The following is an 18,912-nucleotide window of genomic DNA, read 5'->3' on the forward strand; positions in this document are numbered from 1 at the left end:
TTTCCCGCCGACCCGGGGGTGGTCAACTTCGCCTCGCGCGGTGTTCACTCTGACAACACCTGTTCGTGGTCACGGTATGCCAGCGTGGCGCGCCGACCCTGGAGGTAGCCACATGACCCGTACCCGCCCGCTCCTGGCACTGGCCCCGGCGCTGGCCCTGGCGGCCGGCGTCCTCGCCGCTCCGGTGGCCGAGGCCGACCGCGGCCTGCCCGAGGTCCGGTTCGCCACCTTCAACGCCTCCCTCAACCGGGGCGCCGCCGGCCAACTCGTCACCGATCTGTCCACACCGGACAACCCGCAGGCCAGCGAGGTCGCCGAGGTCATCCAGCGCAACCGCCCGGACGTGCTGCTGATCAACGAGTTCGACTACGTGCCGGACAACACCGCCGCCGACCTGTTCCGCGAGAACTACCTCGAACACGGCCAGCACGGCGCCCGCCCCATCGACTACCCGTACGCCTTCGTCGCGCCGTCGAACACCGGCGTACCGACCGGGTTCGACCTCAACCGCGACGGCCAGGTCGGCACCGGCGACGACGCCCACGGCTTCGGCCTGTTCGAGGGCCAGTACGGCATGCTCGTGCTCTCCAAGTACCCGATCGACGAACGCGCCGTCCGCACGTTCCAGACCTTCCGCTGGGCCGACATGCCGGGCGCGCTGCTGCCCGACGACCCGGCCACCCCCACCGCCGGCGACTGGTACTCCCCGGAGATCCTCGACGTACTGCGCCTGTCCTCCAAGTCGCACTGGGACGTGCCGATCAGGATCGGCCGGTCGGCCGTGCACTTCCTGGTCTCGCACCCCACCCCGCCCACCTTCGACGGGCCGGAGGACCGCAACGGCACCCGCAACCACGACGAGATCCGCTTCTGGGCCGACTACGTCACCCCGGGCAGGAACCACTACGTCTACGACGACACCGGCCGCCGCGGCGGCCTGCGGGCCGGCGAGCGGTTCGTGGTCGCCGGCGACAACAACTCCGACCCCAACGACGGCGACAGCGTGCCCGGTGCGATCCAGCGGTTACTCGACGCCCCGCGCGTGCTCGACACCTGGCCAGGCAGCCTCGGCGGCCACCGCGCGGCCAGCGAGCAGGGCGGTGCCAACGCCGACCACGAGACGGCCCCGTACTTCGACACCGCCGACTTCAACGACCAGGCGCCGGGCAACCTGCGGGTGGACTACGTGCTGCCGTCGCGGGGTCTCATCCCGACCGGCGGCGCGGTCTTCTGGCCGACCGCGGACTCCCCACTCGCCCGACTCAACGACGCCTCCGACCATCACCTCGTACGGGTGGACGTCCGGGTGCCTCGACACTGACGGTAACCGATATGCCACGTGCCGTCGGTGTCGAATGCCCAATCGGGCGACGCATCGGCTCCGCTGGGTAGCAACTTCACCGAACGTGTATTTGCGCCCCCCGCGCGCGCTCTCTTGGTGTGACCCACAACCCACGGGGCATCAGGAGGCACCGATGTTGTGCACTGTCGAGCCGGAGTCAGCGCTCACCGGCTACGAGGTCGAGCTCGCCACACTGCCTCCGGCCTGGACCAGTCCGGTCACTCGGGGCAACGTCGACGTCGTCGCCGCGGCCGCCTCCGCGGGCGACACCGCGGCCACCGACGAACTGCTCGCCTACCTCCGGCCGATCATGGTCCGCTACTGCCGGGGCAAGCTGGGTCGGGTCCGCCCGATGAACTCGCCGGACGACGTCGCCCAGGAGGTGTGCATCGCGGTGTTCCGCGCGCTGCCCACCTACCGCCACCTCGGCCGGCCGTTCCTGTCGTTCGTGTTCGGTGTGGCCGCCCACAAGGTCGCCGACGTCCATCGCGCCGCCGCCAGAGACCGTTCGCTGCCCACCGCCGAGACCCCGGACCTGCCCGACATCGAGGAGAGCCCGGAGGAGATCGCCCTACGCCGTGAGCTGGTGGAACACACCGGCGGTCTGCTGCGCACGCTGCTCCCCCGGCAACGGGAGATCCTGATCATGCGCGTCGTGCTTGGCATGACCGCCCAGGAGACCGCCGCGGCGGTCGGCACCACGCCGGACGCGGTGCGGGTCGCCCAGCACCGGGCGCTGAGCCGGCTGCGGCGCACCGTCGTGCGCTGACCGGCCAACCGCCTCACCGCGGTCGCCGACCGATCGGCGACCACGGCGCTCCTGCCACCACGAGTCCACCTCGACGATGACCGGCCCGAGCGCCATCACCAACAGCAGCCCGAACGCCAGCACCCCGCCGGTCCACACCAGAATCGCCTGCAGCATCTCGCACCCCGTCCCTCGGTGAATGTTCTGGTCACAGCCTCTCCCCGGGACCCCACCAAGCGGATCGGTCGAACAGACCGAAGCCACCGGCCGGCCATCGGCCGATCGGCCGACCCCCTCCCGCCGGATGACCGAGGTGCCGCGCGGGCGCGTCCAATACCGTGCCCGCATGACACCGATTCCGGTGCCGCACCGGTGGCTGGCCGCGATCCTGGGCATCGCGTTCGTGCTCGACGGGTTGCTCACCGTCGATGCCGTCGGCCTGACCGGTCAGCGGGACCTGCTGGCGCTACCCGGCTCCGCCGCGCTGGCGCTCTGCGCCTACTACGGGCTCACCCGGCCGGTGGCCGGCGCGTTACTCGGTGTGGTGACGCTGACGCTCTCGACGCTGTTCATCCGGCTGGACAACACGTTCGTCGCCTCGATCGGGCTGGACCACATCTCCCTCACCGAGATGGTCGCCGGCACCGTGCTCACCGTGCTCGTGATCTGGCGGGCCCCACCGAGCGCGGCGTTCGGGTGCACCAGCGCGCTGGTCATCACCTGCCTGTCGGCGATCATCCTGCGCGACAGCCGCTACTCGCCGTCCTCGGACCTGCGGCCCTACAGCGGCGGCACCGACCTCGCCATGACCGCGATGCTCGGCTTGGCCCTGTTGATCGCCAGCATCGCCACCGGCATCTACCTGCGGCGTTCCGGCAGGCAGCGGATCGAGACCCCGTTGAGCGCGCTGATCCGCAACCAGTGGCCGCTCGCCGCCGGGCTCGCCGTGGTCGGGCTGGTCACCGAGAGCACCGTCATCGGCGTGCTCAGCGGCGCGATCGCCGGCGTGTGCGCGTTCTTCGCGCCGAGGTACCCGCTGCGCAACGCGCTGATCGCGAGCGGCGCGATCGGGGTGATATCGCTGTTCACCCAGACGCAGGGCAGCGGGACAGTCTTCTCGTTCACCGGCTTCGCGGCCAGCATGGCGCTGATCGCGTACCTGGTCCGGCTGCGTCCGCCCCGCATGGCGTTCCTGGGGACCGGCGCGCTGGTCGTGGCCAACGTGTTCGCTCTGCGGATCGGCACGCAGACCGCCATGTCGGACTCGACCCCGCTCCTGTTCCTGCTGGTCCTGCTCGGCGTGGCGATCGTGACCGGCTGGTACTTCCGCGCCCGCGACCGCGAGCGCAACCAGACCGTGCGCGCCGCGGTCACCTCCGCCCAGCAGGGCGAGCGGATGGCGTTGGCCAGGGAGCTGCACGACGTGGTCGCCCACCACGTCACCGGGATCGTCGTGCAGGCACAGGCCGCGCTGCTGGTGGCCGAGAAGAACCCCGCCGTCGCGCTGACCTCGCTGGCCAAGATCGAGCGCAGCGGCACCGAGGCGCTCACCGCCATGCGCACGCTGGTCGGCGGTCTGCGTGACGGCACGGCGGGCTACGCCGCGGTCAGCGAGGCCACTACCGACCTGCGGGCAGACCTGACCTCGCTGGTCGAGCACGCCGTCGGCCCACCGGTCACCCTCGAGCTCGACCTGCCGACGGCGGTGCCGCCCGAGGTCGGCCGCTCGGTGCTGCGGCTCGCGCAGGAGTCGCTGACCAATGTCGGCAAGCACGCGCCGGACGCCACCGACGTGCGGCTACGGGTGGCCAGCGTCGGCGACCAGTTGCACATCCGGGTCACCGACAACGGCTCGGCCCGCCCGGTCAACCCGGTCGGCGGTTCGGGCGGCTACGGTCTGGTCGGCATGCGGGAACGGGTGGAACTGCTCGGCGGTCGCTTCGTGGCCGGGCCGAGTGGCTACGTCGGGTGGTCGGTCGAGGCATGGCTGCCGCTCGGCACGTACCGGGGGAACGAATGATCAGGGTGTTGATCGCCGACGACCAGGAGATGGTGCGCGCCGGGTTCCGGATGATTCTGGAGACCCAGGACGACATCGAGGTCGTCGCCGACGTGCCGGACGGGGTGTCGGCGGTGGCCAGGGCGCGGGAGTTACGCCCGGACGTGTGCCTGCTGGACATCCGGATGCCGGGCATGGACGGCCTCGAGGTCACCCGGACCCTCGCCGGGCCCGGGGTGACCGACCCGCTCAAGGTCGTCGTGGTCACCACGTTCGACCTCGACGAGTACGTGCACGCCGCGTTGTCCAACGGCGCCAACGGTTTCCTGCTCAAGGACGCCGGCCCGGCGCTGCTGCTCGAGGCAGTGCGGGCCGCCGACCGGGGCGACGCGCTGGTCTCACCGCAGATCACCGTGCGGCTGCTGAAGCACTTCGCCGGTCACGGCTCCCCGCCGGCCTCGGCCGAGTCGCCAGTCGAGTCGCCCGCCGAACCGCTGACCGAGCGGGAGCTGCAGGTGGTGCTGGCCGCCGCACGCGGCCTGACAAACACCGAGATCGGCACCGAGCTGTACCTGTCGCTGTCGACGGTCAAGACCCACCTCGCCGCGGTGCAGGCGAAGATCGGTGCCCGCAACCGCGTCGAGGTCGCCGCGTGGGCCTGGCGAACCGGCCTGATGGCTACTGGACCGTCCTGACCACGAGCTGGTGGCCGGGCGGCGTGCCCGCGCAGCCGGTGCCCGGCGCCGGGACGAACACCGAGTCGTACTCGTGCGGCGGGTACACCCGCAGCCCGCGCACCTCCGTCGGCTTGCACACGGCCGGGTCGTAGTTCCCGACCTGCACGAACCCCAGCGGTGAGTGTGCGGTCATGCCCGGCTTGAGCGAGATCGCCTGCCCCTTGTTGCCGTCGCGGTAGGCGGCCGGGCCGACCTGGTGCCCGTCGTCGCCCGCGACGTAGGAGACCCCGGGGAAGCCCTGGATCACGCAGGTGCGCTTGCCGACGTTGGTGAACCGGAGCTCGCGGTGGACGGTGCCGGCCGCGCCGTCGCCACCGGCGAGGCTCAGTTTCAGCTCGGCCACCTTGCACTCGTTCGGATCGGCCGCCGGCGCGGGCGACGACGGGTCAGCCGGTGCCGGCGCCGGCGGGGCCGGCTGACTCGGTGGATCGGCCACCGAGCTCGACGGCGCGACCGCGCCGCTGATCGTCGGCACCGGCGGACTGTCCGCCCCGGTATCCGCCCCGTTGTTCGCGCTGTTGCATCCGGCCACCAGCAACGCGAGCGCGATGCCCCCGATGACCGTCATCCTGTTCCGCGACATGGTCGTCAACATGGTCTTCGCCTCCAGACCTGGCCCCGACACCAGTGGAAACCACTACTGAGAAGACGGCCGACCCCCCTCGATGGTTGCTTGCCAACGAGGACTACCCGCGCATGGGCAATAACAAACGGTCACCAGATGATCGCGTCCCGCCCGGCCGTCGCCCGGTAGGCGGCCAGTACGCGCAGGATCCGGTCCCGCTTGCGCCGGGTGTCCAGGATCGACTTGACGCGCGAGAAGAACACCCCGTCGTCGGCCAGCCGGCAACGGGTCCACACTTTCGCCACGCAGCGGCCCGGCCGGCCGGGGTGGTCGGCGAGCGCGACGTGGATGACGTTGCCGGCGAAGATGTGCCTGGTGTAGAGCCCGTTGCCGGTGAACTCCACCTGCCACATGATCCCGCGCGCCGCCCCCGCGGCCACGCTCAACGCCCGCTCCCTGGTGCAGGCCAACTCGAGGGAGAAATCGCGGTCGAGCTCACGAACCCGAACCCGCCCGATCAGGAACTTCGTGACGAAACCCAGTACGACAAGGCAACTCGACCAGATGAGAATCGTGCCCATGATGCTCGCACCTCCTGCCATCCGCTGGTGATCAGCTGGTCACAGCCGAGCGAGAACGGCAGGAAGCGCTGCGGGTGGACCCGGCAGCGCCGACGGGTCTTCAGATCATCCAGGCACCTCGAACCGTGTCCTCGTCTGTTTCGAAACCGTCTGTGACGGTTGGAATACCTATTAGCGCTCGACATGGGAGTTTCGTCAAGACTTCCCGCGTAACTGTTCAACGGGAGGAAAGATTCCTGCCTCCTGCGGTCTTGACCTCGACCTAACTGGAGCGGGCATGGTGGCGGCATGGACGAGCGGACGGTGCGGCGGTACCTGAACCGGCTCGGCGCCCGCGCGGCCGCGCCGAGCGCGGACCTGCTGCGTGACCTGCATGCCCGGCACCTCGGCACGGTGCCGTTCGAGAACCTGTCGATCCACCTCGGCGAGCCGATCAGCCTGGACGAGGACGCGTTGGTGGACAAGATCGTCGACCGTGGCCGCGGCGGGTTCTGCTACGAACTCAACGGGTTGTTCGCCGGACTGCTGCGCGCGCTCGACTTCGAGGTGACCACGCTGTCGGCCAGCATGCACACCTCGGCCGGGCTGAGCCGCCCGTTCGACCACCTCGCCCTGCGGGTCGAACTGGCGGACCGGTACCTCGTCGACGTCGGCTCCGGCGCGCACTCCCGGTTCCCGCTGCTGCTGGACTGGCCGGCACCCCAGGCCGACCCGGACGGCGAGTTCCTGGTGGTGGACACCGATGACGGCGGCGTGGACGTGCTGCGCGACGGCGTGCCGAGGTACCGGGTCGAGCCACAACCACGGACGCTGGCCGATTTCGAGCAGGCCTGCCAGTGGCAGCAGACCTCGCCGGACTCGCACTTCACCGCCGGCCCGACCTGTTCGCGGATGACGACGACCGGCCGGATCACCCTGGCCGGCAACCGGCTGATCACCACCGTCGGCGACACCAGGACCGAGACCGAACTGTCCGACCAGGACACCCTCGCCGCCTACCGGGAACACTTCGGCATCGTGCTGCCCCGGCTGCCGAGGACACCGGTGGTCAGCTGATCACTTGCTGGCCACCCGGCGGTACTTCGCCACCGACAGCGGCACGAAGACCACCAGGATCGCCACCGACGAGAGCAGCGCGTAGAGCACCGCGTTGTCGGCGGGCCAGCCGGCCGGCGGGGCCATGTTGGGTGGCGCGGCGTTGCCGAACAGGTCGCGGACCGACTGGATCACCGCGGTGAACGGGTTCCACTCCGCGATCACCTTGAGCGGCCCGGGCATCGTGCCGGCGCCGACGAACGCCGAGGAGATGAACGACAGCGGGAACAACCACATCAGCCCCGCGCTCTGCGCCACCTCGACGCTGGGCGAGGACAGCCCGATCAGCGCGCCGATCCAGGACATCGCGAACCCGAACAACAGCAGCAACAGGTAGGCCAGGACCGCGTCGAGGAAGCTGCCGCGGATCCGCCAGCCGATCACCAGCCCCGCCAGCGACATGATCAACAGTGCCAGCGCGCTCACCATCAGGTCGGAGACCGTCCGGCCGAGCAGCACCGCGAGCCGCGACATCGGCAGCGAGCGGAACCGGTCGATGATGCCCTTCTGCAGGTCGCTGCACAGCCCGATGACGGTGAACGCCGAGTTGAACGCGATGGTCTGCACGAAGATGCCGGCGACCAGGAACTCCCGGTAGGCCCCGCCACCGAGCGCGCCACCGAAGACGTAGGCGAACAGCAGCACGAACATGATCGGCTGGATGACCGCGGCGAACAGCCAGTCGACGTTGCGCCGCACGTTGAGCAGGTTGCGCCAGGCGATGATCCCGCCGTCGCGGATGCCCTGGGTCAGGACGGTCACGCCGACTCCCCCTTCGCGACCGGCTGATCCTCGGCCGCATGGCCGGTCAGCGACAGGAACACGTCGTCGAGCGTCGGCCGGTGCAGGCTGACGTCGAGCACCGCGACCCCGTCGGCGTCGAGCCGGCGCAGCGCCTCGATCAGCGACTTCGTGCCGGCCTCGACCAGCACCTGCACCCGTTTGTGCTGCTCGTCGGCGATCGGCTCGCCGGAGCCGACCTCGGCGAGCACCCGCACGGTCTTGGCCAGCTCGGCCGACTCGGCCACCACGATCTCCAGCCACTCGCCGCCGACCTCGCCCTTGAGCTGGTCGGCGGTGCCGCTGGCGATGACCTTGCCGTGGTCGATCACCAGGATCGTGTCGGCCAACTGGTCGGCTTCCTCCAGGTACTGGGTGGTGAGCAGCACGGTGGCGCCGTCGGCGACCAGCTCGCCGATGACCTCCCAGGTGTCCAGCCGGCCCCTCGGGTCCAGCCCGGTGGTCGGCTCGTCGAGCAGCACCACGGCCGGCTCGGCGACCAGCGCGCCCGCCAGGTCGAGGCGGCGGCGCATCCCGCCGGAGTAGGTCTTCGACGGCCGGTCGGCGGCGTCGTCGAGCCGGAACCGGCTGATCAGGTCGCGGGCGCGGGTGCGGGCGGTCGGCTTGTTCATGCCGTAGAGCCGGCCGACCATGTACAGGTTCTCGAAGCCGGTCAGGTTCTCGTCGACCGCGGCGTACTGGCCGGACAACCCGATCGAGCGACGCACCGCGTCCGGCTCGGCGAGCACGTCATGCCCGGCGACCCACGCCCGGCCGGAGTCGGGCCGCAGCAGCGTGGTGAGGATGCGTACCGCCGTGGTCTTGCCGGCGCCGTTGGGCCCGAGCAGACCGAGCACGGTGCCGGTCGGGATCTGCAGATCGACACCGTCCAGCGCGCGGGTCGAGCCGTAGGTCTTGACCAGGGCCTCCGCGCGTACCGCGACATCGGACGCGGTCGATGGCATGACACCCCCTGTTTGACCTGGTTCTTCGCAGTTCGGCGCGAGCCTAGCCGCCGAGTCCGACAAATCGCCGCCGAATTTATCGCCGGGCGGCCATACGCGAGAATCACCCCGACCACACCGCCTCGCTGTTCGGGAGAACCAGCCGTGACCTACCAGCCAGCGAACCAGGCGGGCGCCCCTCAACCTGGTTACCCGACCCAGCCGGTGCCGAATCATCATCGGCCCCGAACGGGGCGTGCCGGGCTGATCATCGGCGCGGGCACGCTCGGGCTGGCCCGGTCGACCGACCAGATCCGGCGGATCTGCGACGAGCTGTAGGCGGCGGAACCGTCAGCCGGTCTGGCCGCCGCGTACCGAGGAGACCCACGCCTGTGCGGTCGCGTAGTCGATGTCGGTGTTGCCGAGCTTGTTGGCGGTGGCCACCGGGCCGCGGCCGGCCTTGGGGTAGGAGCCAAGGAAGCGCACGTGCTCGCAGCGGCGGTGCAGCGCGGCCAGCGCGTCCCCGACCCGGGACTCGGCGATGTGCCCGTCGAAGTCCAGGTAGAAGCGGTAGCGGCCGAGCCAGCCCTTCTGTGGGCGGGACTCGATCCGGCTCAGGTTGATGCCGCGCAGGGCCAGTTCGGTGAGCAGTTCGGCGAGCACGCCGGTGCGCTCGGCGCTGGCGACCATCACCAGCGAGGTGCGGTCGAACCCGGTCGGCTCCGGCAGCGCGCCCGGCCTGCGCAGCAGCAGGAACCTGGTCATCGCGCCGTCGACGTCGGCAACATCGGTGGCCAGCACGTCCAGCGGGTAGTGGGTGGCGGCGACCGGTGCGGTGATCGCGGCGTCCCAGGTGCCGGCGAGCACGCCGACCGCGGCGGCGGCGGTCGAGGTGGCCGCGGTCTGGGTGGCCGCCGGCAGGTGCTCGGCCAGCCAGCCCTGGACCTGGGCCAGGGCGTGCGGGTGGCTGGCGACCGTGCGCACCTCGCCGCCAACGCCCGGCGCCACCAGCACGGAGAACCGGACCGGCAGCACCACCTCGGCGATCGCCACCAGCGGCTCGTCGACCGCGAGCGCGTCCAGAGTGGCCGAGACCGCGCCCTCGACCGAGTTCTCCACCGGCACACACGCCACGTCGGCCTCGCCGCCGCGGACGGCCGCCAGCGCGCGCGGGACGGTGTCCAGCGGCACCAGGGTGTCGGCCGGTTCGGCGTGCACCATGGCGGCTTGCTCGGAGAACGTTCCCTGGGGACCGAAGTAGGCGATGGTCGACACGCGCCGAGCCTACGCAGCCACCGGCCCAGGGTGCCGCGACCTACCGTGCGCTACCGGCCGCACCCGATCGGTGGCGGCCGGCGGTCGCTCCGGTGTCCCACGAGTTGGTGAACAACGGTTACGCGCGGTGCCCTGGAGGTGCAATGCTGGTGCCGTGACCGCCGATTCGGGACCCGACACGGGCACGGACACCGGCACCGACACCGCGGGCATCGCGACCGGACAACTTGGAGACCCGGCACGCATGCGGTTGGTGCTCTGCGCCGTCGACGAGCCGCTCGCGCTCGCGTGGGCCGAGGCCGTCGCCGGCAGGCGCGACGTCGAGGTGCACCACGGCTCCGCGCTGGAGGTCGACGCGCAGGCGGTGGTCAGCCCGGCCAACTCGTTCGGCTGGATGCGGGGCGGCATCGACGCGGTGTACGCGCAGGCCTTTCCCTCGATCGAGCAGCACGTGCGTAGCGCCGTGCTGGCCTATCACGGCGGTGAGCTGCCCGTCGGCCAGGCGCTGATCGTGCCGACCGGCGTGCCGTCGCCGCCATGGCTGATCAGCGCGCCGACCATGCGCGAGCCGGGCGAGTCGCTGCCCCCGGACACCGTGCACCCCTATCTCGCGGCCAGGGCGGTGTTCCACCTGTGGCGCGACGGCCGGCTCGAGGACGACCGCCGGGTGCGCCGCGTGGTCCGCACGATCGCCCTGCCCGGCCTGGGGACCGGCGTCGGCGGCGTGCCGCCGCAGAACTGCGCGCGCCAGGTGATGGCCGCGTGGGACGAGGTCTTCGACCCGCGCGGGCTTCGCTGACCGGCCGGGCCGAATCGCCGGAGGGTGTACGGAGTCACAGTGCCCAAGCTGCCATGACGGCCTAACGTTTGTTGACGTGCGGGCCACCCATCAACGAGCGATGCGGTCCGGTCGAGAGCCGAGCCCCTACGTGGAGCTGCGCCGCGAGCAGTGGCGGGAGCTGCGCCGGGCGACGCCGCTGACCATGACCCTGGACGAGCTGGTCGCGCTGCGCGGCCTGGGCGACCCGGTCGACCTGGAGGAGGTCGTCGACGTCTACCTCCCGTTATCCCGGCTGATCAGCCTGCAGGTCGCCGCCCGCCAGCGGTTACACGAGGCCACCACGTCCTTCCTCGGCGAGGACCCCCGGGACACCACGAAGGTGCCGTTCGTGATCGGCATCGCGGGCAGTGTCGCGGTCGGCAAGTCGACCACCGCCCGCCTGTTGCAGACCCTGCTCGCCCGCTGGCCGGACCATCCGCACGTCGACCTGGTCACCACCGACGGCTTCCTGCTGACCAAGGCCGAGCTGACCAGGCGCGAGCTCATGCACCGCAAGGGTTTCCCGGAGAGCTACGACCGGCGCGGCCTGCTGCGGTTCGTCTCCGACGTGAAGTCCGGGGCCGCCGAGGTGCGCGCGCCGGTGTACTCGCACCTGGCCTACGACATCGTGCCGGGCGAGGAGCAGGTGGTGCGCCGCCCGGACATCCTCATCCTCGAGGGGCTGAACGTGCTGCTGCCAGGGCAGGGGCTCACCGTGGCCGACCTGTTCGACTTCTCGATCTACGTCGACGCGCACACCGAGGACATCGCCCGTTGGTACGTGGAGCGGTTCCGGACGCTGCGCGACACCGCGTTCACCGACCCTGGCTCGCACTTCCACCACTACGCGTCGCTGTCGGACCAGGCGGCGAGCGCGGAGGCGACCCGGCTGTGGCGGGAGATCAACGAGCCGAACCTGGTGCACAACATCCTGCCGACCCGCCCGCGGGCGACCCTGGTGCTGCGCAAGGACGCCGACCACCGGACCAGCCGGGTGCGGCTGCGCAAGCTCTGACCCACCGGCGCTGACCACCGGCGCCGGACTGTCGGTGCCGCGTGGTTTGCTCCCCCCGTGGACGAGTCGCGATATCTCGAGTACCTGGCAGCCGACTTCCGGCGGCTGCGAGCCGTGGTGGCCGGGGCGCTGGGCGAGCCAGTGCCGAGCTGCCCCGGCTGGACCGGCGCCGACCTGGCGTTTCACCAGGCCGAGGTGTACCTGCACAAGACCGAGGCGATGCGCCGGGGCGAGTTCCCCCGCCCGTGGCCGCCCGCCGATCTCGGCGACGACCCGCTGGCCGCCCTCGACGACGCCTACCGGCGGCTGATCGCCGAGTTCGCCGCCCGCGAACCGGCCGATTTCGCGCCGACCTGGTACGAGCCGGACCAGACGGTCGGGTTCTGGATCAGGCGGATGGCCTTCGAGACGGTCATCCACCGGGTGGACGCCGAGCTGGCCGCGGCGGTGACCCCGGCGCCGATCCCGGTCGAGCTGGCGGTGGCGGGCATCGACGAGGTGCTCCAGTGCTTCCTCGCCTACGGCGTGGCGACCTTCCCCGACGAGGTCGCCGACCTGCTGGCCGTCTGCGACGGCGACACCGTCGGGGTGGACGTGCCCGGGGTGAGCTGGCTGGTGGCGCTCGGGCCGGACGTGGTGAGCGTCATCCAGGGCCAGGCCGACACCGACGCAGTGGTGCGGGGCGAGGCGGACGCCGTGCTGCGCTGGCTGTGGCGCCGGGTCGGCAACGACGCGATCGAGCTGGACGGCAACCGGGGGTCGGTCGGCAAGCTGCACCAGCTCCTCGGCCGGGCGACGCAGTAGCGGAGTCCTAGTCTTGGCGTATGCCGGTACGGGTGGCGCTCGTCGACGACCACGAGGTGGTCCGCCGCGGCCTGCGTGACCTGCTCGACGGCGAGCCGGGGATCGAGGTGGTCGCCGAGGCGGCCGGGGTCGACGAGGCGTTGGTCCGCATCGGCGACACCCGGCCGGACGTGGTGGTGGTCGACGTGCGCCTGCCCGACGGCGACGGGGTGTCGCTGTGCCGCACGCTGCGCGCCCGCGACCCGGCCCCGCGCTGCCTGGTGCTCACCGCGTTCGACGACGAGCGGGCGCTGGTCGAGGCGATCATGGCCGGGGCGTCGGGCTATCTGCTCAAGCAGGTGCGCGGGCAGGATCTGGTGCACGCGGTGCGCGAGGTGGCCGCCGGCCGGTCGCTGCTCGACCCGGTGACCACCGCGCGAGTGCTGGACCGGATGCGCCGCGCGGCGGAGACCGACGAGCTGGCCGCGCTCACCGAGCGGGAGCGCCGGGTGCTCGAGCTGCTGGGCGACGGCCTGACCAACCGGCAGATCGCCGAGCGGCTGTTCCTGGCCGAGAAGACGGTGAAGAACTACGTGACCTCGGTGCTCGCCAAACTGGGCATGGAACGCCGAACCCAGGCCATCGCCTGGATAGCCCGCCGCCCACCCCGCCCCTGACCCCGCCCCGATCCCCGCCTCAACGCAGCGAAGGGTCCCTTCGCTGCGTCCGGCGCAGTGAAGGGACCCTTCGCTGCGGTCAGCTGGCCGCGGCGGCGGCGTCCACCGGGCGGGGGCGCACCGCGAGCCAGGTGCTGAGCAGGGTCGCGCCCACGGTCAGCACGGTCGCCGTGCCNGCGTCCACCGGGCGGGGGCGCACCGCGAGCCAGGTGCTGAGCAGGGTCGCGCCCACGGTCAGCACGGTCGCCGTGCCGACCACCGTCAGGTAGATCCACAGCGGCCCGGACGGGAACAGCGAGCCGTCGGTGACCAGGGTGAACGGCAGCAGCGTGACCACCGTGATCAGTGTGCCGAGCGCGACGCCGATCGTCGCCACCATGCCCGCCTCGACGCCCATCATGCGCAGCACCTGACCTCGGGTGGAGCCGGTCAGCCGTTGCAGGCCGAACTCCCGCCGCCGGGCCGAGGTGGCCATCACCATGCTGTTCACCATGGAGATCGCCGTGTAGGCGACGATCATGCCGGCCATCAGGTAGTTGATCCAGGCGCCCAGCTCCTGCTCCTTGGCGAAACCCGAGGTCAGCGCGTCCCGGTCGGCGACCACGACGCCCGGCGCCAGCCCGGCCAGCGCCGAGGACAGCTCGGTGAGCGGCACGTCCCCGGACGCGGCGACCAGGATCTGCGGCGGCAGCCCGCTGGTGGTGTGCTCGGCGACCAGGTCGGCGGGCATCAGCACGGTCTCGAAGCCCTCGCGTCCCGGGTAGAGGCCGACGATCCGCACGTCGACGTCCGCCCCGTCACCCATCCGCATGGTGATCTGCTCGCCAACTCCTCGATCGAGCGTGGCCGCGTGCTCGACCGGTAGCACGATCGTGTCGCCACGCAGGTCAGCCAGCTCGCCCTCGGTCAGCGACACCGCGTTCGTGCGCGCCGCGCCGTCCGCGCTCACGCCCTGCACCGGCCAGCCGTCCTCGCTCTGCGAGTCGTCGTAGGGAGCCGCCACGTACGCGGTGCTGGTCACCAGCTCCGACGCGGCCGCCACCCCGGGCACCCGGCGCACCTGGTCGACCAGGTCGGGCGCGTGCCCGCCGGTGGCCGACTCGAGCACGAGGTCGGCCCGCAGGCTCTCCGCGTAGGCCTCGTTGGCCACCGCCACCGTCGTGGTCTGCAGGTAGATGTTCGCGGTGGCGATCCCGGTGGCCAGCATGACCGGGGTGACCACGGCCGCCAACCGCACCGTCCTGGTCTTCGCGTTGAGCGTGGCCAGGTAGCCGGCGGTGCCGGTGAGCAGCCGCACCGGGCCCCGCACCAGCGCCAGCATCACCCGGGTGATGCCCGGCCCGATCAGCGCCAGCCCGATCGCCCACAGCAGCACCGCCGGTCCGGCCGTGCTCGCCGCGATCGGCCCGGTCATCACCGCGATGGTCACGATGAACAGCGCGATCCCCCCGCCGAGGCACAGCAGCGCGAGGATCAGCCGCACCGGCGAGAGCCACCGCCGCTGGATACCGGCCTCGACCAGCGCCTCGGTCGGCCGCGCCCTGGCCGCCCGCCGCCCGGCGACCCAGCCGGCGGCCAGCGTGATCAACAGCGACGAGCCGATGGCGACGATCATCGGGATCCAGCCGAGCCGGAACTCCATCGCCGCCGGCACGATGCCGCGACCGACCAGCCGGTCGAACAGCCACTGGCCGAACTGGACCCCGAGTGCCACACCGAGCGTGGTGGCCAGCAGCGAGGTCACCACGGCCTCGCCGAGCACCATCCGGCGCAACTGGCCGGGGGTGGTGCCGATCGCCCGCAGCAGCGCCAGCTCGCGCAGCCGCTGCTGGATCGACAGCCCGAGGGTGGTGGCCACCACGAACAGCGCGACGCTGATCGCCATGCCGCCGAACACCGAGGACAGCACGATCAGCGACTCGCCGGCCTTGGTGGCCTCCGGGAACTCGGCGACACCCCGGTCGTTGCCGGTGCGGATGAGCGCGCCGGACCCGCGCAGCGCCTCGTCGACGGCGCCGACCACCTGGTCGAGGTCCGCGCCGGGCTCGATCCGCACGGCGATGGCGTTCACCTCGCCGGGGTGACCGGTGAGCGTGTCCAGGTCGGCGTCGGCGAAGAACAGCCCCGGTGTCTCGCCGATCCCGGACACGGTGAACGTCGCGGTCCTGGCGTTGACGACCAGCTCCACCCGGTCGCCGACCTGGTGGCCGGCCGCGGCGTCCAGCACGACCTGGCCGCCGGCCGGGGCCGCGCCGGCGGCCAGTGTGTGGCCGCCGAGCTCGGCCGAGGACCAGCCGTGCCCGGCCACCGGACCGGCGCCGGGCAGCGCGGCCGGCACCGTCACGTCGCCGACCACGGCCGCCACCCCGGGCACCGAGTCCACTGTGGACATCAGGTCGGCGTCCAGCCGGACCTGCTCGGCGAGCGTGCCGCTCTCGACGTCCTCCTCCGGGTCGGCCGGGTTCTCCTTGGGCAGGCTGTAGGTCTGGCCCGCGGTGACCACGATCGGCGCACCGGCGAGCCGCTGGGCGGGCACCTCGCCGCGGATGCCGGTCTCCATCAGACCGCCACAGGCGAGCACGATCACCGCGCCGAAGGTCATGGCGAGGAAGGTCGCGAGGAACGCGCCCTTGCGGTAGCGCAGGGTGCGCAGTGCGATGCCGAACATCACCCGGCTCCCGTCGAGGCCGCGGCACGTTCGGCCCAGGCGCCCAGGTGGGTCATCCGCTCGGCGACCGCCTCGGCGGTCGGCCGGCGCAGCTCGCCGACCAGCTTGCCGTCGGCGAGGAACAGCACGCGGTCGGCGCAGGCGGCGGCGACCGGGTCGTGGGTGACCATGATGATCGTCTGGCCGGCGGCGTCGACCGACCGGCGCAGCAGGCCGAGGATGTCCCTGGCGGTGCGGGTGTCCAGCGCGCCGGTCGGCTCGTCGGCGAACAGTACGGCCGGCCGGGTGACCAGCGCGCGGGCGATCGCGACCCGCTGCTGCTGGCCGCCGGACAGCTCGGCGGGCAGGTGCTTGCGCCGCGCGGTGAGCCCGACCTGCTCCATGACCTGCGCGACCAGTGCCGGCTTGGCCCGGCGGCCGGCAAGGCGCAGCGGCAGCGTGATGTTGTCCTGCACGGTGAGCGCCGGCAGCAGGTTGAACGCCTGGAACACGAAGCCGACCCGCTCGCGCCGCAGCTTGGTCAGCGCCACTTCGGACAGCTCGCCGAGGTTCTCGCCGGCCAGCAGCACACTGCCGGAAGTCGGCCGGTCGAGCCCGGCCGCGCAGTGCAGGAAGGTGCTCTTGCCAGAGCCGGACGGGCCCATCACCGCGGTGAAGCTGGCCTGGGCGAACCCGACGCTCACCCCGTCAAGCGCGGTCACGCTGTTGCGTTTGCCGCCGTAGGTCCTGCGCACGTCCTGTAGGTGGACGACCGGGTTCATCGTGTTCTCCTTGTCTGCCGCACAGGGAGAATCCTGGCTGGTCAGGCGCGCCGGAACACTGGTGCAAGCCGGGAGATCCGTGGTGGGGCTAGCCCTACCCCAGCGGCGCCACCCAGGTCACGGTCGTGCCGCGCCGGGAGGAGGAGACGATCTCGCACCGGCCGCCCGCCTGGGCGGCGCGCTCCTCGAGATGTTTGAGGCCGCGTTGGGTCACGCCCTCCGGAATGCCGCAACCGTCGTCGCGCACGGTCAGCGTCAACTCGTCGCCGAGTCCGATCTGGACACTGACCTGATGCGCGCCGGAGTGTCTGACCACATTGGACAACGCCTCCCGCAGGGCGGCTCGGGCGTGGTCGGCCAGCTCGGCGGGCAGGCCGCGCGGGTCGCCGGTGATCTCCAGGGTCGGCGCGAACCCGAGCAGCTCGCCCGCGATGGCGACCTCGCCCCTGGCGGACTCGGCCAGATCGGTGCCGGCCTCCCCCGGCTCCGGGCTGCGCAGCGCACGGACCACGGCCCGCACGTCGGCGATGGAGGCGTCGAGCTGGTCGACCGCCTCGGCCAGCCGGGTGGCGTCGGCGCGGGCGAGCTTGCGGGCCGGGCGGCGGGCAAGCAGGTCCAGCTGCATGCCGGCGGCGTAGAGCCGCTGCACGATCACGTCGTGCAGGTCGCGGGCGATGCGCGCGCGTTCCTGGTAGAGCCCGACGCGGGCGCGGGCGGTCGCGCCCTCGGCGAGCACCAGCACCAGGCCGGCCTGCGCGGCGAACGCGGTGAGCAGGTCGATCGCGGTCCGGTCGAACGGCCGGGCGCCGCGGTGGCGGTAGACGGTGAGCGCGCCGAGCCTGCGCTGCGCGGTGCCGAACGGCGCGGCCGCGAACGGCCCGTAGGTACGCAGCTCACGCGGCACGAACGGGGCGGTTCGCGGGTCGCTCCAGACGTCGTCGACGGTGACCGCGACCCCGCTGCGCGCGACCCTGGCCGCCGACGAGCGGGCGGAGAGCACCAGCCCGACGGGGTCGTTGGCCAGCACGTCCGGCACGCCGTGCGCGGCCTCGACGGTGAGCGTGCCGTCCTCGGCGCGGGCCATGACCAGCCCGAGGTCGGCCTCGGCGAGGTCGGCGGCGCGGTGCACGACCAGGCGCAGCACGGCCTCCGGGTCGTCGCCGGAGAGTGCGGCGGTGGCGATCTCGGTGGCGGCGCCGAGCGCGCGGGCGGCCAGGTCGGGTTCCATCGCCGCCAAATCTAGGCGGCGCATGCGGTGCCGGCACGGAGGTGGCCGGCCGCGTCCAGCTCGATGACCAGATCGGCGGCCGCGACCTCCGCCTGCCGGTGGGTGACGTGCACGACCGTGCGGCGCTGTGCCCGGATGGTGGCCAGCACCGCCTCGGCGGTCGCGGCGTCCAGGTGCGCGGTCGGCTCGTCGAGCAGCAGCACGTCGGCGTCGGCGAGCAGCGCGCGGGCCAGCGCGAGCCGCTGGGCCTCGCCGCCGGAGGTGCTCGCGGCGCCGCCGGCCAGGTGGGTGTCCAGCCGGCCGGCCCAGTGCCCGAGCCCGGCGCGGCGCAGCGCGTCGGCCAGCTGGTCGTCGGTGGCCGCCGGGTCGGCGAGACGGAGGTTCTCCCGGACCGTGGTGGCGACCAGCATCGGGTCCTGCGGGCACCAGGCCACGCTCGCCGGAACGCGCGCGGTGCCGCTGGTGGGATCGAGGAACCCCAGCAGCAGCGCCAACAGGGTCGACTTGCCGGCGCCGGACGGGCCGGTGACCGCGACGTGCGTGCCGCGCGGGATGTGCAGGGTGACCGCGCGCAGCACCGGCTCGACGACTCCCGGCCAGCCGGCGTCCACGTCGCGCAGGTCGATGTCCTGGCCGGTCATGACGGGTCGCCGTGCTGGCGGCCGGCGGTCGAGACGGGCGATGGCGGCCCGCAGCGCGTCGCGGTGCTGGGCGGCGGGCGGCAGCAGGGCGAGGGTCTCGGCCAGCGCCAGCGGGAGCAGCGCCGGGACGGGCGCCAGCAGTGGGTCGAGGGTGCCCCCGGCCACCGCCGCCGCGGCCAGGTCGGCGCCGGCGACCGCGGCCGCGCCGGCGGCCAGCGTGATCACCAGGGTGGCCGCGCACGCGCCGAACGCC

Annotated in this window: 19 protein-coding genes; 10 read left to right on the plus strand and 9 right to left on the minus strand. The window is 72.3% G+C overall.

Annotated features, from left to right (window positions below):
* Window positions 1-112 precede the first annotated feature (112 nt).
* The 4 genes from ACYVIP_RS01350 (at window position 113) to ACYVIP_RS01365 (ending at window position 4,784) form a co-directional block, all read left to right on the plus strand.
* Complete coding sequence (locus ACYVIP_RS01350; protein WP_460391052.1) at window positions 113-1,321, plus strand: endonuclease/exonuclease/phosphatase family protein; 1,209 nt, start codon at window positions 113-115, stop codon at window positions 1,319-1,321.
* A gap of 154 nt (window positions 1,322-1,475) precedes the next feature.
* The gene (gene shbA, locus ACYVIP_RS01355) at window positions 1,476-2,111 is read left to right on the plus strand and encodes an RNA polymerase sigma factor ShbA (RefSeq protein ID WP_460391054.1); all 636 of its coding nucleotides are present in this window, start codon (window positions 1,476-1,478) and stop codon (window positions 2,109-2,111) included.
* 325 nt (window positions 2,112-2,436) lie between these two features.
* Window positions 2,437-4,110 (plus strand): sensor histidine kinase, encoded by a 1,674-nt coding sequence (locus ACYVIP_RS01360; protein ID WP_460391056.1) that lies wholly within the window; start codon window positions 2,437-2,439, stop codon window positions 4,108-4,110.
* On the plus strand, window positions 4,107-4,784 hold the full coding sequence (locus ACYVIP_RS01365) for a response regulator (RefSeq protein WP_460391058.1): 678 nt from the start codon (window positions 4,107-4,109) through the stop codon (window positions 4,782-4,784). The genes ACYVIP_RS01360 and ACYVIP_RS01365 overlap by 4 nt, the downstream gene beginning before the upstream one ends.
* Here the strand turns inward: ACYVIP_RS01365 and ACYVIP_RS01370 are convergent.
* Window positions 4,768-5,409, minus strand: a complete 642-nt coding sequence (locus ACYVIP_RS01370) for a DUF4232 domain-containing protein (protein ID WP_460391060.1) — start codon at window positions 5,407-5,409, stop codon at window positions 4,768-4,770. The genes ACYVIP_RS01365 and ACYVIP_RS01370 overlap by 17 nt on opposite strands.
* A 131-nt stretch (window positions 5,410-5,540) precedes the next feature.
* Window positions 5,541-5,972, minus strand: coding sequence for a hypothetical protein (locus ACYVIP_RS01375; RefSeq protein ID WP_460391062.1), 432 nt, complete (start codon window positions 5,970-5,972; stop codon window positions 5,541-5,543).
* A gap of 288 nt (window positions 5,973-6,260) precedes the next feature.
* Here ACYVIP_RS01375 and ACYVIP_RS01380 point away from each other — a divergent pair, with 288 nt between their 5' ends.
* The gene (locus ACYVIP_RS01380) at window positions 6,261-7,028 is read left to right on the plus strand and encodes an arylamine N-acetyltransferase family protein (protein ID WP_460391064.1); all 768 of its coding nucleotides are present in this window, start codon (window positions 6,261-6,263) and stop codon (window positions 7,026-7,028) included.
* Here the strand turns inward: ACYVIP_RS01380 and ACYVIP_RS01385 are convergent, their stop codons facing one another.
* Entirely contained in the window at window positions 7,029-7,829 is an 801-nt protein-coding gene (locus tag ACYVIP_RS01385) for an ABC transporter permease (RefSeq protein ID WP_460391066.1), read from the minus strand.
* On the minus strand, window positions 7,826-8,812 hold the full coding sequence (locus ACYVIP_RS01390; RefSeq protein WP_460391068.1) for an ATP-binding cassette domain-containing protein: 987 nt from the start codon (window positions 8,810-8,812) through the stop codon (window positions 7,826-7,828). Before ACYVIP_RS01390 ends, ACYVIP_RS01385 begins: the two co-directional genes overlap by 4 nt.
* A gap of 144 nt (window positions 8,813-8,956) precedes the next feature.
* Between ACYVIP_RS01390 and ACYVIP_RS01395 the strand changes: the two genes are divergently transcribed.
* Window positions 8,957-9,130 carry a hypothetical protein gene (locus ACYVIP_RS01395; RefSeq protein WP_460391070.1) on the plus strand — a complete coding sequence of 58 codons (174 nt, stop codon included), beginning with the start codon at window positions 8,957-8,959 and terminating at the stop codon, window positions 9,128-9,130.
* Between the two features lie 12 nt (window positions 9,131-9,142).
* Here the strand turns inward: ACYVIP_RS01395 and pheA are convergent, their stop codons facing one another.
* The gene (gene pheA, locus ACYVIP_RS01400; RefSeq protein ID WP_460391072.1) at window positions 9,143-10,066 is read right to left on the minus strand and encodes a prephenate dehydratase; all 924 of its coding nucleotides are present in this window, start codon (window positions 10,064-10,066) and stop codon (window positions 9,143-9,145) included.
* A gap of 154 nt (window positions 10,067-10,220) precedes the next feature.
* Between pheA and ACYVIP_RS01405 the strand changes: the two genes are divergently transcribed.
* The 4 genes from ACYVIP_RS01405 to ACYVIP_RS01420 all read left to right on the plus strand — a co-directional run bounded on the left by ACYVIP_RS01405 (window position 10,221) and on the right by ACYVIP_RS01420 (window position 13,361).
* Window positions 10,221-10,865, plus strand: a complete 645-nt coding sequence (locus tag ACYVIP_RS01405; protein ID WP_460391074.1) for a macro domain-containing protein — start codon at window positions 10,221-10,223, stop codon at window positions 10,863-10,865.
* 100 nt (window positions 10,866-10,965) lie between these two features.
* Complete coding sequence (coaA, locus tag ACYVIP_RS01410; RefSeq protein ID WP_460391076.1) at window positions 10,966-11,901, plus strand: type I pantothenate kinase; 936 nt, start codon at window positions 10,966-10,968, stop codon at window positions 11,899-11,901.
* A 57-nt stretch (window positions 11,902-11,958) separates the two neighbouring features.
* Window positions 11,959-12,705 carry a maleylpyruvate isomerase family mycothiol-dependent enzyme gene (locus ACYVIP_RS01415; RefSeq protein WP_460391078.1) on the plus strand — a complete coding sequence of 249 codons (747 nt, stop codon included), beginning with the start codon at window positions 11,959-11,961 and terminating at the stop codon, window positions 12,703-12,705.
* Window positions 12,706-12,725: 20 nt separating this feature from the next.
* Window positions 12,726-13,361 (plus strand): response regulator, encoded by a 636-nt coding sequence (locus ACYVIP_RS01420; protein ID WP_460391080.1) that lies wholly within the window; start codon window positions 12,726-12,728, stop codon window positions 13,359-13,361.
* A gap of 79 nt (window positions 13,362-13,440) precedes the next feature.
* Here the strand turns inward: ACYVIP_RS01420 and ACYVIP_RS01425 are convergent, their stop codons facing one another.
* The 4 genes from ACYVIP_RS01425 to ACYVIP_RS01440 form a co-directional block, all read right to left on the minus strand.
* Window positions 13,441-16,029 carry an ABC transporter permease gene (locus tag ACYVIP_RS01425; protein ID WP_460391082.1) on the minus strand — a complete coding sequence of 863 codons (2,589 nt, stop codon included), beginning with the start codon at window positions 16,027-16,029 and terminating at the stop codon, window positions 13,441-13,443.
* Window positions 16,029-16,790, minus strand: a complete 762-nt coding sequence (locus tag ACYVIP_RS01430) for an ABC transporter ATP-binding protein (protein ID WP_460391084.1) — start codon at window positions 16,788-16,790, stop codon at window positions 16,029-16,031. Before ACYVIP_RS01430 ends, ACYVIP_RS01425 begins: the two co-directional genes overlap by 1 nt.
* Before the next feature lie 94 nt (window positions 16,791-16,884).
* A complete protein-coding gene (locus ACYVIP_RS01435; RefSeq protein ID WP_460391086.1) occupies window positions 16,885-18,018 on the minus strand; it encodes a GAF domain-containing sensor histidine kinase in 1,134 nt (377 codons plus the stop codon).
* 11 nt (window positions 18,019-18,029) lie between these two features.
* The coding region (locus ACYVIP_RS01440; protein ID WP_460391087.1) for an ATP-binding cassette domain-containing protein at window positions 18,030-18,912 on the minus strand (883 nt) is incomplete at its 5' end.

It is taken from the genome of Actinophytocola sediminis (assembly GCF_054779715.1).

Bases quoted from the DNA above. Each gene is read 5' to 3' on its own strand.
- ACYVIP_RS01350 (WP_460391052.1), top strand. From the start codon at position 113: ATGACCCGTACCCGCCCGCTCCTGGCACTGGCCCCGGCGCTGGCCCTG.
- shbA (WP_460391054.1), top strand. From the start codon at position 1,476: ATGTTGTGCACTGTCGAGCCGGAGTCAGCGCTCACCGGCTACGAGGTC.
- ACYVIP_RS01360 (WP_460391056.1), top strand. From the start codon at position 2,437: ATGACACCGATTCCGGTGCCGCACCGGTGGCTGGCCGCGATCCTGGGC.
- ACYVIP_RS01365 (WP_460391058.1), top strand. From the start codon at position 4,107: ATGATCAGGGTGTTGATCGCCGACGACCAGGAGATGGTGCGCGCCGGG.
- ACYVIP_RS01370 (WP_460391060.1), bottom strand. From the start codon at position 5,409: ATGTCGCGGAACAGGATGACGGTCATCGGGGGCATCGCGCTCGCGTTG.
- ACYVIP_RS01375 (WP_460391062.1), bottom strand. From the start codon at position 5,972: ATGGGCACGATTCTCATCTGGTCGAGTTGCCTTGTCGTACTGGGTTTC.
- ACYVIP_RS01380 (WP_460391064.1), top strand. From the start codon at position 6,261: ATGGACGAGCGGACGGTGCGGCGGTACCTGAACCGGCTCGGCGCCCGC.
- ACYVIP_RS01390 (WP_460391068.1), bottom strand. From the start codon at position 8,812: ATGCCATCGACCGCGTCCGATGTCGCGGTACGCGCGGAGGCCCTGGTC.
- coaA (WP_460391076.1), top strand. From the start codon at position 10,966: ATGCGGTCCGGTCGAGAGCCGAGCCCCTACGTGGAGCTGCGCCGCGAG.
- ACYVIP_RS01420 (WP_460391080.1), top strand. From the start codon at position 12,726: ATGCCGGTACGGGTGGCGCTCGTCGACGACCACGAGGTGGTCCGCCGC.
- ACYVIP_RS01430 (WP_460391084.1), bottom strand. From the start codon at position 16,790: ATGAACCCGGTCGTCCACCTACAGGACGTGCGCAGGACCTACGGCGGC.
- ACYVIP_RS01435 (WP_460391086.1), bottom strand. From the start codon at position 18,018: ATGGAACCCGACCTGGCCGCCCGCGCGCTCGGCGCCGCCACCGAGATC.